Below are 12891 nucleotides of genomic sequence, written 5' to 3'. Positions count from 1 at the left end.
TTAGAAAATGAAAATGTCATAGACCCGTGTGTGTTCTGTGCAAATCTATTACTTACCAGAAAAGGAGATGCCATTATTAGAACATTACTTAAAAGTTCGTCTAAATTCCAATGGAGAAAGTTTAGTCTTTGCTTTAAATAATGTACTAAACGATTGCGGATGCTCAAACCCCAATTCATATGCAATCTCGCTTATTGATAAACTGGTTGTCGATAATTTCTCTTTCGCCAGCTCTATCAATTTTTGATGAATGTGCTGTTGTCCATTTTGTCCTGTCAGCGAACGCAACATATCACTTAAATAACCTGGTGATAAATTAAGCGCTGCAGATAGATATTGGACAGTAGGTATTCCCTGGCTTATTGATTTCCTGTTAATGAAATATTCGTCCAACAATTCTTCCATTCGTTGTAACAGGTCGTTGTTGACCGCTTTGCGGGTAATGAATTGGCGTTTGTAAAACCGGTTTGCGTAATTCAGCAGTAATTCAATTTGTGAAATAATAACGTCCTGGCTATACTCGTCTATTCGGCTATTCAACTCAATATCAATGATATTTGCAACAGCGATGATGGTTTCTTCTTCCTGCGCTGAAAGATGCAGCATTTCAGTGGTAGCATAGGAAAAGAACCCATATTGTTTGATTTTCTTCGCTATGGGATAATTTAAAAAGAAGTCGGGATGAATGAACAAAGTAAAGCCGGTATAGTCTACGTTCTTTTCACTTGTTCCGGTTAATTGATTCGGAGAAACAAAAAACAATCCACCTTCATCAAAATCATAATAGTGCTGACCATACTTAAATTTTTCCTGAAGATTTAGTTTGTACGATATTTTGTAAAATGATAAAATGAATTGTTGAGGGAAATTATCGTCAGGCGTTATTTTTCCATCGGAGTTATTGATTAGGCTAATTAACGGGTGCAAAGGCTTGGTAAGCCCAGCACCCGGTGAAAGTCGGATAACGATTCAAATTTATATGGAACGTCTTCTTTTTTCATCTTAAGATACTAAGGTAGCCATAATGCTTGTTAATATTTCCTTTAATACCAACAAGGAAAATTTCCGGATAAGCATGTACCTGATAAAGCAGGTTAATTCTTCCGTTATTGTGGAAATTAATTTACTGACCCCATCGCATAAACCCTGTTTTTGTTATGATAACTCCGTTGGTGTCACTCCATATACTTTTTTAAACGCAAAAGAAAAGTGAGATAGATTTTCAAACCCTACTTCAAGATATACATCTGAGGGGCGTTGCTTTTTCTGTAAGATTAGATAGTGGGCTTGCTCCAAACGCTTTTGTTGCAACCACTTTTCGGGAGTTGTGTCAAATATCTTTGTAAAATCTCTTTTAAACGTAGAAAGGCTACGTCCGGTTAGTTTAGCAAACGATAGTAAGGGAATGTTATACTTATAATTGTGATTCATATACGTCTCCAGATCTATCTTATGTGGTTCCTGAAAATCAAATAAAAAGTTCTCAAAGATATCACCTGTTTGAAGCAACAGCTCAATTGCTTCCAGTGTTTTAAGTTCCGCAATTTTTGCAGTAAGTTTTTTCGGGTTATTAATATACGGCAACAATGAATCAAAAAAACCTTTTAAAAACACATCTCCTGTCAGGTCGATCAAAGCTTTATCTTTATACGTGCTTTGTTTTGGGATATTATTTTCTACTGCGTATTGGTGCAAAGTTTTTTGGTCAAGAAACATAGAAATTAACGAAGGGGGGGCGCCATTTTGATCTGCTTTTTTCAGCTTTTTGAATAATTGATTTCTTCGCATTAGGCATATCGTACCTTTTTTCATTACAAATGTCCCTTCGTTTGAAAAATAATACGATTCTCCTGATAACATTATCCCTAAAGCGTGCTCGGGAAAGTAATGTTCGCTACTTTGTGCTTTTTGATAACCACATGCATACAGGATATTATGTTGAAGAAAAAGATTGTTGTCCATCGTTTTTTATTTTATCTGGCTCATTATTAATCTATCCATCAGCTTATCGGATAAAATCTTTCTTAAAATCAATAAGACCCTGGCGTTCATTTCCGTACCTGCATACCGGGTTTTGGGATTTTTTGCCTCTATGCCCTTTTTAACAAGTTTTGCAATCACTATTGGTTCTGCTATACCGTTTGATAATTGGGTAAATACTTTATGCGTTTTAGCTGCAAGATCTTTATACGCTGTATGTCCGGATGTTTTCATGAGATTATCCGTTGCAATAGTTCCCCATTCAGATTTAGTAGCTCCTGGTTCAACAACTATTACATCTATACCAAATTCCCTGACTTCGGTTCGCATACTATCGCTTAAAGCTTCCAATGCGAACTTGCTTGCATGGTACCAACCACCTAATGGAAAGGCAATTTTACCTCCAACAGATGAAATATTTATAATTTTACCATATTTATTTTCACGCATTTTCGGTAATACCAGTTGTGCCAAACGCATTGCACCAAACACATTTACTTCCAGCTGATAGCGTGCATCGTCAATTGCTACATCTTCTATTGCTCCTTCCAAACCAAAGCCTGCATTGTTTACTAAAATATCAATGCTTCCCGCTTCTTTCAGAATCCGGATGATGCCATCCTGAATACTTTCCTCCTGGGTAACGTCTAATGCAATAGGTTTAATGCCATAGGCTACAAGATCCTGCATTTTTTCCATCCTGCGTGCAGCACCATAAACATTGTAGCCGTTTTGTGCCAGTAAGATAGCCGTTGCTTTTCCAATTCCAGCCGAAGCTCCTGTAATTAAAACTGTTTTTTTCATTTCTGGAAATTTTATGGAGCAAAGATAATTGGGAACCTGCTGTGCGTGGTTTGTTGAAAAGTCCAGGTTTCTATGCTGAAAAGGTCAACCTGGTTATTACCATGCAGCTTCCTTAAGCTACCAAAGTAACCGGCAATAGTCCTGGCAGTCGAAATACTAAAGAAAGCGTTTCGCTTTTCAGTAAAGTGAGGGGGCCAATACTACAATTAAGCACTTTTGCTCGATTATACCCACTTTTACTTAGTTGCGGAGAGCAGGGGACAACTTTCGACCCGTTTTGCATTTGATCTGAACAAGATTACCGACTTTATCGACAGATTTTACAGAAACAGACCGAAATAGGAATTCGGGAGAAGTAAGTAATCATACAATTTTTGTGCGGTTCCGAAGCCTCAGCAATAATTAAACTGGAAGTTCAGGTTTAAGACTGATGCTGCCTGTTGTTTTTCGCGATTCCATATCCGAACAAGCTGTAGCCACCTGTGAAAAATGAGAAAATATCCGACGATTGAAAACACCACCTTAAAGCGATAAATGATACGTTGAAAATTTTGAATGGTCGTCCTTCAAAAAATGGAAATATTGAGCGTAACAACTTGGTTCCAATTAAGTTAAACTTTTAACTTCCTACTCTCTAGGATTAGATTTTACATTTGCGGCAAAACCTCTGGCAGCGTAAAGATCGCAACAATGGACAGTGACCAGCCTTCTTTTGCCGAAGGTAATAAAGCTTTGAATCAGCAATAAGGCGATTATGCTGACACAGGCTTTTCCATCATTCGGGCCATCATTTTATTAAAGCTGCTTAGCGGCAACAATTTTCTCAGAAAAAATATAAATTTAGCTTGTGGGGTTCCTGCATACCTTAATTTCTTCTTATTGTCAGTTGCTGCTTTATATACAATTTTGGCCACCACTTCAGGACCTGGTGCATTCCGATAGCCAATTAAGGTATTTTTTTGTACCACTTGTGAATATTGCTCGTAGTTGCTATCCGTAATGAAGTCTATATTGTGCGTGAAATCGCTTTTAACCGCAGCGGGTTCAATGTTCTTGATCGTGATATTGAATTGCTTTACCTCGAATTGCAAGGCTTCCATAAAACCTTCCAAAGCCCACTTGGTACTGTTATATATGCTATAAAGCGGAAATGTAATAATTCCTCCGGAAGATGTGGTGTTAAGAATAATGCCCGATCTTTCTTTTCTAAAATACGGTAATATCGATCGGGTTACGTTCATGACACCGAATAGGTTAGTTTCAAACTGCTTGCGGACCTGTTCCTCTTTGGTTGCTTCAAAAGCTCCAGCAAGCGCATAGCCAGCATTATTGAAAAGGACATCGATAATGCCCAGATCATTTATAATGTCGCCGATCGCTTTTTGAATACTCTCATTGTCGGTAACATCGAGTTGAAATTTTTTTATGGCTGGATGATGGCTAAATGTATTTTCAGGTTTTACTGTTCGCATCGTTGCTGCCACCTGCCAACCTTTTTCTGCGAAATAAATAGCAGTCGCTTTTCCTATTCCTGTAGAGGCGCCGGTGATCATTATGACCTTTTTCCTTGTTTGCATAGCGTTAATTTGTATTGGCAAATTTCTGCCAGATACATTGATTAGGAAAGGACATATGTCCTAAAAAACATTGTTGGTACTTAAAGTTTGAATTTTTTGCGCAACCTGCTTAGGTGCCTTGGAGTAATCCCTAACATTGAAGCGGTATACATAACAGGTACCAACTGAATAAACCATGGCTGATTTTTCACCATCCACATGAACCTCTCTTCGGCTGACTTTTCAATAAGGCTATATACCCTGTCTTCTATAGTTAAATAGCTATATTCCAAACATCGGATCCAAAAGCCTTTAAAACTTTCATTTGTTTTCAATAAGAGGTCTGTCGAATCTTTGTTTATGACAAACAGTTCGCAGTCTGCAACTGCTTGAAGGTTTTCAATAGAGAAGGCTTGTCGGAGGAAACTTCGAAGTGAACTGGTGAACTCTCCGGGCATCGATACCCAGCGAGTGACATCGTTGGCATTTGTAGTGTAGAAGTGTCTGATCATGCCAGAATTAATAAAAGCGATCTTATTGCACAACTGCCCTTCCTTCAGAAAGAAATCATTTCGTTTCAATTTTACAATCCTGCAATGGCTCCATATTTCCTGAAAGTCTGTTTCACTAACCGGATAAAATTGATGTATTCCTTTTCTGAATTGTTCCTCTTTAATTTCTTCCACGAAAACGAATAATATAAATAATAAAGACAGTAAGCAATTTAAAGAAAAGTATCGATTTCTTAGTCCGGTTTTTAGTTTACAGTGAATTTATAGTCCTGATTATAACTTTTAAAACTTATGCTTGAGCCAATGCACTCCCAATAAAGCTGAACAATACTATGCAGTAATACCTAATAAAAACGAAACAAACGAAAATGAGGCTACGTTTTAGCACTATTAGCATGCTCAATTTAACAAAGCATATTCTTAGTTTCAAGCCAGGGGGATTCGAACGTAATGTAGTTTGATAATCAATAAAGTATAGAACTAATGAAAATTAAAAAAGCTTCAAGTCATTGAACTTGAAGCTTTTTTATATCCTGCGGGCTACCCGGGACAACTTAGATACTCCCCATTTATTAGACAGCAATAGGTGGGTTATTAATTAAAGAATCAAATCTATTACTACTATTATAAACTTTCTCTTTTTTTGTTACTTTTTTTCTCTTTGTGAATTGCTGTGAATATGTGGATAACTTATCAGCAGCGCCATAAACATCAGCAGGAGTAACATATCCAAGGCTTTGATGTTTTCGTTCCCAATTATAGAATTCCACATACCTGTGAATTCCTTTGTATAATTCCAGCGTGCTGTCGTAAGCATTGAGATAGATGTTCTCGTATTTGATGCTACGCCAAAACCTTTCAATACAAATATTATCTGTAGCTCTTCCAACACCGTCCATGCTGAATTTGATCTCAGCATTTAATACCGCTGAGGTGAATTCCTCACTGGTAAACTGGCTTCCCTGATCTGTGTTTAGGATCTCAGGAGTGCCATAGATGGAAACGGCCTTTTGAAGGGCTTCCAGGCAGAAATCAACAGTCATGGTATTACTTAGCGTCCAGGATAGCAAATACCGGCTATGCCAGTCTATAATCGCACACAGATACATAAAACCTTTCGCCATCGGAATGTAAGTGATATCCATGCTCCAAACCTGGTTGTTCCTGTCAATATTAAGCCCCTTTAGCAGGTATGGATACTTTTGGTGGTATTTATATGCCTCGCTCGTATTGGGAACCGGATATATGGCCGAAATATCCATTTTTCGCATCAGGCGCCTAATCCGCTTCACATTGACAACCAGATCATCTGTACTCAAATGTTTGGCCATCCGAACAGCCCCGAAATAAGGATGTTCAAGGTGGAGACGATCAATCTGAGCCATCAGCTCCAGATTTTGTTTGCTCTCTCCTTTAGGCTCATGATAATGACTGCTACGGGATACTTCAAGCAATTGACATTGACGTACAATGCTAAGCTCCGTATCATCCTTGCTTACTATAGCCATCCTTCCAGTTCTTCCCATAGACCTGTTCAGATTTTTTTTTCAACCAGTCATTCTCTACCTTGAGTTGACCGATTTGCTTATATAGTTCATCCTTTTCTTCCTGGTGATCTGTTGCTTCAGAATCAGCTTTCTTACCCTGATCAAATACCTGTTCAGAGCCTGATAACAGCTGTTTCTTCCACTCCGTTATCTGAGTGGGATGTAAATCATACTTCTCAGCCAGCTCTGCAAGTGTGAGTTGTTCTTTTAAGGCTTCTACTGCTACCTTCGCTTTAAATGCTGCATTGAACTTTCTTCTTCCCTTGTTCATATCGTAAATTTAAGATGTTTTTCCACTTAAACTTACTGTCCGATTTTTGGGGAGTATTATAAACTTTCGAACCGGTTTTCGGAGGATTTATCTAAAATTTGCCAATTGGTTGGTGAAATTTATCACTGATTTGCTATTGTTAATTATAGAAATTCAGTAAATATTTTTATTCCCCTATATATAAATGATGTCTATATTCCCAATTCTAACCCTTCTATTTCAATCAGCTATGTTCTGAGGCGACTATTAAACAGCCTATTCTTAAGTACTGATTATTCAACGACCTTATTATTATGGAGCCACTTATGCAATTATAATGTAGATCAAAACTGCTGAAGAATATAAATGTTCTTATGAAGTAGAAATGAATCTGATTTGTCATGAAAATGAAAAATTTAAATATAAATATATTAATTTTTAACAATCAATATTTTATATTGAAATTTTGATTTAAAATTAAACTTGCAAATTAACTTATAAGTGAATAACTTTGTACTAGAAACCTGGGACGATGAATCAGATAAATGTACATTTTATACGGTACGCAAGGAAGACGCTAGGAATTCTGAAACGGATAAATTCTTTAAGAAATATTCCGCCATTCCCGAGCTTAAAAAGCCTACACAAATACTATTAAGTTTTATTTTGGATAGTATAGGGGATGATTACGGAGCAATTGACTTGTTGTTCAATCGATTTGAAAATGAAGTAATTGGCTTACCCAACCAAGGGAAAGCAAAACTAGGCGAGATTACATTTTTTTATCCCAATTTTCCCTTAAGATTATACTCTTTAAGAGTAAATAATCGCTCCGATCTAGTAGTATTATTTAATGGGGGAGTGAAATCAGCATTAACAAACCAAGCAAGCAGAGATCTGAATTTGAAATGGCGGGAAGCTTGCCAATTTGCAAGAAGGATAGAAGAAGCGTTACTACACAAGGAAATCTGCATTGATCAAAAGAAGAGGGAAATAAGAGCTAATGATGGAGGAGAGGAAATCATTTTATAAAAACTATTGGTATGCGAAGTAAAGTAGCAAAACAAATTCAGGAAGAAACACCCGCGGAGGTAAGAATATTTGTAAGACAATATACAGATATTGTTATAAGGATTGAACAGATTTTGCAGGCAAGAGGATATACACAGAAAGACCTCGCGGGAAGAATGGGGAAGAAATCCTCTGAGATTAATAAATGGTTAAAAGGGAATCATAATTTCACTTTAATGACATTAGCAAAATTAGAAGCTGAACTCGGTGAACCAATTATCCATATTTCAAGCCAACGTTTACGTAAAAAGACAAGAAAGCAAATTGCCTGAAATACCTTGAGTTGATAATTTTGAACATTTCAGGAATTGCTAATAAAATCCCATTTCATAGATTTTGAAGCATTGAGAAATTTGGTTTTTCTTTCTTAAGTTCTTCGTTAAAAGTATCAATTAGCTTCCCTGCTTCCTGCTAAACGCAGAAGTCAAAAAACCCTAACTATATTATTTCATTAAGTTGGATTGTCATAGCCGCTCTTTTGAAGAAGATTAAGACTAATTCGTGTTTTTTCAAGTACATGTTTTAAGGATATATTAAAAACTAAAGAATTTCTTTGATTATTGCATTTCGAATTACATCACATGAAAAAACCCAGCTCTTTTTCCAAATCAAAAAACTATACCTTCTCAGTTTTTGGAGTGGTCGATTATAGCGAATTTTATGGCAAGTCCGCTCCCAGAGATTCGATCGATCAGCTTTCCGAATATCCTACCGATGTATTGATAATCATACTCTCAAGAATAAATGCTATCATTTTTGAATGCCAGGGCAGTCCCAATCAAATTGATACCGAAATATTTCGACTTGTATTTAATAAAATACACAAATCGGCTTATGAACGTTTAACTCAAATATTCTCAACTCATCAAGGAAAGTACACAGTGGTCTTTACTTCCCAGGCTATCGTGAACCTGATGGCAAAACTAATTGCCCGCTACAGGCCTATAAAAGATATGGACAATATCAATGAAGAAAATGAAGACCTTTTGCAAATGGCACTGTTCGACGCAATCCTTGCCATTAATGATGAGTATTACAAACGCGCCGATAATAAAAATGTGTTGTCATTAGAATTTCTTTGGAAGCTCGAATTATTTCAGCAGGAGTTCGCCAGGAAAAAAAATAATATGTATGGAGTTAATGCATTGAAAGCATTTTTATTCTTTCGTTTTATGGAAGAGCGATACGGCCCGCAGCCTTTAAAGGAATTTTCCGACGCATTTAATGTAGCATCTCCCTATAATTTCTATTTCACATTCCTGGAAACAATAGTCAATTCTTATAATGGCTTTGAATATGACAAGAAGCCCCGGTTCTGCATAACTGATAGAACATTACAACGCGTGTTCAAATCTTTTATCTATGATCCAAATTCTGCATCCAACAATGTTTTTTCCGGCGAATTCTTCGCACTCATCAACCAACCATTTTACCGTTTTTCGGAAGGCATAGCTGTCCTCGATTTTGATTTCGTCTCGCATCTAACAGATGTAAGTCTCATCTATTATTTTTATAAAGTTACCTCGCTAAATAAAAATCATGGAATAAAAGATTATAACGTATATCTGGGCATAATCGGAAAGTATTTTTTTGAAGAATACATCACGCTGCAGTTAATCAGGAAAATATTTACGCACCAGTACGACAGTATTAAAACAGACAAAGATGACCCTCAATATCCCGACATTCTAATCATACAGAATAATAAAGATGTATTTGTCATTGAAGTCAAATCAACAAGAGTACATGGAACAGTAGTAGATAGAGCTGACACGCAAGGATTCCAGCAATTCCTTCAGGATCAGTTTGCCAATGAGAAGAAATCCATTGGAGGAAAGAACAAGGGGATTTATCAGCTAAAAAGTCAAATCCGGTATCTCCAGTCACTCGGAAGCAAATTCAGGATTTATCCAATAATTGTTTACACAGAACCGTCTCTGGATATTTCTGGGGTGAATACCCTTCTTGATGAACAATTCGAGGCCATTATTTCAGAAGTTCAAAATTCGTTCATAAAAATAAATCCACTTACACTGATTAATCTCAATTTCTTTATTAAATATTATCCGCAATTGAAGGCTGAACGCTATTTCCTGCGCGACAGAATTACAGAATATCATCATCGCAAAAAGAAAGAATTAAAAGAAGCCTTCAGACAAAATAACTCCTGGACCTATTTGTATGCCCAGTTTTCTTTTATGCGTTTCATGGAACAGGCTTATCCAACCGGTAACCCGATGAAGTATTTTGAGATGGCTGCTGTTGATTTTGGGTTTAGTGAGTAATGAAAAAGGGAAATTTTGAAAATCGGACGTTACATAATTGAGACTAACTTCAATTGGGCATCAATGAAAAAGTTTATGGAAGAATGATATAACAAATTTAGATTTCGAACATCCAAAGAGTTCAGAACAAACAGCTTATGAATTTATCAATATTTATTAAAAAGCAAGACCCGCTCTATGAGCGGGTCTTACTTTTTTCGCGGGCTACGAGGGACAATCTTCGAACCTATTCCAGAATGATTTGTCTATCATCAGGGAGTTTATTGAAATGAAACAAATGAAATTCTTAAAATAGTAAAATTTTTATCTACCAAGGTTTGTGCATTATTAAATTGAAACAGCGTTAATCCCGCAATTATATCTTAAATCGTCCTTTGGATTTAGTGGATCAATTCAAAATTGATACTCTTATTTGCAAAGTAATAATTCGCTTACATTATTTCATAAGTAATTGATAGTCAATTTAATTATTGAAAATTTAATTTTTATATTTCGCCACAACTTAGACAAAATACTCGTATGCCTCCGGGCAGTTTAAATTTGGAAACGCGTAAGTTCTCTAACTTTCATGATCAATAATAGATCATAATGAGAACTAAAAAATCACAAGTCAATAAGGAGGAATACATGTTTTCCCTCATTGCAGAGCAAGCCACCAGTGGTCAATCTATTAAATCCTTTTGTGCCAGACATGGAATTCCTTCTGGCAAATGGTTTTACTGGCAGAAAAGGTACCAGCAAAGAAATTTAGAAGCTCATAGTGAAAATGGGAGTTTTACTTTGCTTCAAATATCACCGGATGTTGTCTCCTCTATTGACTCTGCCATCTTTGCTGAATACAAAGGCATGAAAATCTATCGTCCGGTACCGGCTTCTTTTCTAAAGGAATTAATTGGGTAGTTATGTTGCAGATTCATCCAGGGACAAGATATCTGCTGTATTCCAAATGGGCAGACGTAAGAAAAAGCTTTGATGGATTGAGTGGCCTTATCACCAACGAACTCAAAATACCGATTGAGTCCGGTGATGTTTTTATATTTCTCAATCGCCGGCAAACTCACATCAAGCTATTGGGAAGGGGATGGTTTTGGTATGTATTACAAGCGATTGGAAGAGGGTACATTCGAATTACCTTCCGGATTTATGGAAGGGACGCATAGCGAGATATCCAGTAAGCAGCTTTCTCTGATATTGCAGGGGGTCTCTCTGAAAAAAGCATTCTATCGAAAGCGGTATACAGCTACTGAGGGTTAAATAGATTTTCTGACAGTAATTGTTGGCTAACATCATTAGGGTGTTAGCTTTTTTGTTTTAAGGAACGGACCGTTCTTTATAAAATCAATAATCCATTATGGTTTATCCACTCCCATAGTGTATAAAAAATGATGCGATGGACTTGCACCAAAGCATATCAATGTTATCTTTGGGTAATGTCGGAATCTGCTGCAAATATTAATTACAAAGAGCTGTATGAAGCATCAATAATGATGGTTCAGCAGTTAAATAAAAGCCTTGAGCAGCAGCAGAAAAGCAATCAAAGTTTGCAGGACCAGGTTACCCAGCTTCAGTATCAGCTACAACAATTAACGAAATTATTGAAGGGATTTAAATCCGAACGTTTTTTACCTTCAGCTATATCCAATTTACAGCCAGAATTAGGGTTTAGTGCGGATGTAGCACCTCCTGCGACAAATCTTTCTGATGTAAAAAAGGTAAGCTATACCAAAACTAAGAAATCCAGTGCTGATATAGAAATATCAGATAATGGAACCAGACTTCCTGATCACCTGAGGCGGGAAACAACAATACTGGAGCCCACAGAAGATATTAGTGATTGTGAGAAGGTTGGAGAAGAGGTAAGAGAAACCTTAAGCTGGAAGCCTGGAGAGATCTTTATAAACCGTACTGTAGTAAATGTTTATCGCAGGAAAACAGCTTCAAAGAGGGGAAAGGAGGTTATTATCAAAGCGTCTTTGCCGGTTCGGGCAATAAAAAAATGCCTGGCAGATCCTGCATTACTTGCTCAGATAACGGTTGATAAGCTGGTTGATCATAAGCCGTTAAATCGGCAGATTGAAGCTTTTAAACGCAATGGTGTTGAAATACCTTACTCCACAATGGCTGATTGGGTAGGGCTGGTCGCAAAGGCATTAATACCACTTGGCACTATCCATCTGAAGGAGATGTACAAATATGACTACTGGCATGCAGACGAGACCGGCATAGCAGTGTTGGATAGAGCTAAGCAAAAAGAAACTCATAAAGGCTACTTTTGGACCTTTCTGACAGGTGATGGAAAAATGATTTATTATGATTACCAACCTGGCCGTGGAGGTGAAAGGCCACTCAATATTTTAAAGGATTTTAAGGGTCATCTACAGGCCGATGGTTACGCCGTGTACGACGAGTTGCCATTAGAGAATATTACAGTCTTCTACTGTATGGCTCATGCGCGCCGTAAGATTTATGATGCGCAGAGTAATAATGAAAAACTGGCATCATATGCTTTAAAGGAGATCGCGAAACTGTATGCGATTGAAGAGGCGTGCAAGGAAGAACAGTTGAATGAAGAACAAATAAAGGATCGCCGTAATAAAGAAAGTCTACCTATACTGAAAGCATTAGGTGACTGGATGAAAAAAGAGTATCAGCAACTCAGACCGAAATCCCTTATTGCACAAGCGTTTGCTTATAGTATAAAGAGATGGGAGAAACTAAGTCTTTATGCTCATACAGGTAATCTTATGCCCGATAATAATGCGATCGAGAGGTGCATGAGAAATGTGGCAGTGGGTTATGCATAGCTGAGTATTATGTAAAGTACAGTGAAAAAAACTGCATCAGAAATTTGTTTTGAACCAAAACACTTTACATAATCATATCTGT

At 37.0% G+C, this 12891-nt stretch carries 12 protein-coding genes and 1 pseudogene; 6 read left to right on the top strand and 7 right to left on the bottom strand.

Going from position 1 to position 12891, the window contains the following annotated elements; genetic code table 11:
• Window positions 1-84: 84 nt before the first annotated feature.
• The 7 genes from QQL36_RS35325 to QQL36_RS35295 all read right to left on the bottom strand — a co-directional run bounded on the left by QQL36_RS35325 (window position 85) and on the right by QQL36_RS35295 (window position 6670).
• Window positions 85-927, bottom strand: coding sequence for a helix-turn-helix transcriptional regulator (locus tag QQL36_RS35325; protein WP_321568463.1), 843 nt, complete (start codon window positions 925-927; stop codon window positions 85-87).
• 228 nt (window positions 928-1155) lie between these two features.
• Window positions 1156-1962: an AraC family transcriptional regulator gene (locus QQL36_RS35320; RefSeq protein WP_321568462.1), complete on the bottom strand. Its 807-nt coding sequence runs from the start codon at window positions 1960-1962 to the stop codon at window positions 1156-1158.
• Window positions 1963-1968: 6 nt separating this feature from the next.
• A complete protein-coding gene (locus tag QQL36_RS35315) occupies window positions 1969-2784 on the bottom strand; it encodes an oxidoreductase (protein WP_321568461.1) in 816 nt (271 codons plus the stop codon).
• Between the two features lie 752 nt (window positions 2785-3536).
• The gene (locus QQL36_RS35310) at window positions 3537-4361 is read right to left on the bottom strand and encodes an SDR family oxidoreductase (RefSeq protein ID WP_321568460.1); all 825 of its coding nucleotides are present in this window, start codon (window positions 4359-4361) and stop codon (window positions 3537-3539) included.
• Between the two features lie 80 nt (window positions 4362-4441).
• Window positions 4442-5026 (bottom strand): Crp/Fnr family transcriptional regulator, encoded by a 585-nt coding sequence (locus QQL36_RS35305; protein WP_321568459.1) that lies wholly within the window; start codon window positions 5024-5026, stop codon window positions 4442-4444.
• 398 nt (window positions 5027-5424) lie between these two features.
• A complete protein-coding gene (locus tag QQL36_RS35300; RefSeq protein ID WP_321568416.1) occupies window positions 5425-6378 on the bottom strand; it encodes an IS3 family transposase in 954 nt (317 codons plus the stop codon).
• Window positions 6338-6670, bottom strand: a complete 333-nt coding sequence (locus QQL36_RS35295) for a transposase (RefSeq protein ID WP_321566443.1) — start codon at window positions 6668-6670, stop codon at window positions 6338-6340. The genes QQL36_RS35300 and QQL36_RS35295 overlap by 41 nt, the downstream gene beginning before the upstream one ends.
• Before the next feature lie 480 nt (window positions 6671-7150).
• Here QQL36_RS35295 and QQL36_RS35290 point away from each other — a divergent pair, with 480 nt between their 5' ends.
• From QQL36_RS35290 to tnpC, 6 genes and pseudogenes are all read left to right on the top strand, one after another.
• The gene (locus QQL36_RS35290; RefSeq protein ID WP_321568458.1) at window positions 7151-7681 is read left to right on the top strand and encodes a hypothetical protein; all 531 of its coding nucleotides are present in this window, start codon (window positions 7151-7153) and stop codon (window positions 7679-7681) included.
• Window positions 7682-7692: 11 nt separating this feature from the next.
• Window positions 7693-7992, top strand: a complete 300-nt coding sequence (locus QQL36_RS35285) for a helix-turn-helix domain-containing protein (RefSeq protein ID WP_083729558.1) — start codon at window positions 7693-7695, stop codon at window positions 7990-7992.
• A gap of 309 nt (window positions 7993-8301) precedes the next feature.
• Window positions 8302-10005, top strand: a complete 1704-nt coding sequence (locus QQL36_RS35280) for an NERD domain-containing protein (RefSeq protein WP_321568457.1) — start codon at window positions 8302-8304, stop codon at window positions 10003-10005.
• A gap of 588 nt (window positions 10006-10593) precedes the next feature.
• Window positions 10594-10905, top strand: a complete 312-nt coding sequence (gene tnpA / locus QQL36_RS35275) for an IS66 family insertion sequence element accessory protein TnpA (protein WP_321568456.1) — start codon at window positions 10594-10596, stop codon at window positions 10903-10905.
• Window positions 10906-10907: 2 nt separating this feature from the next.
• Window positions 10908-11259, top strand: a pseudogene (gene tnpB, locus QQL36_RS35905) (IS66 family insertion sequence element accessory protein TnpB).
• Between the two features lie 176 nt (window positions 11260-11435).
• Entirely contained in the window at window positions 11436-12809 is a 1374-nt protein-coding gene (tnpC, locus tag QQL36_RS35265; protein WP_321568455.1) for an IS66 family transposase, read from the top strand.
• Window positions 12810-12891 lie beyond the last annotated feature (82 nt).

Origin of the sequence: Chitinophaga sp. LS1 (genome assembly GCF_034274695.1) — a bacterium.
Taxonomy (GTDB): domain Bacteria; phylum Bacteroidota; class Bacteroidia; order Chitinophagales; family Chitinophagaceae; genus Chitinophaga.
This window is presented reverse-complemented; position numbering and strand designations above follow the sequence as displayed.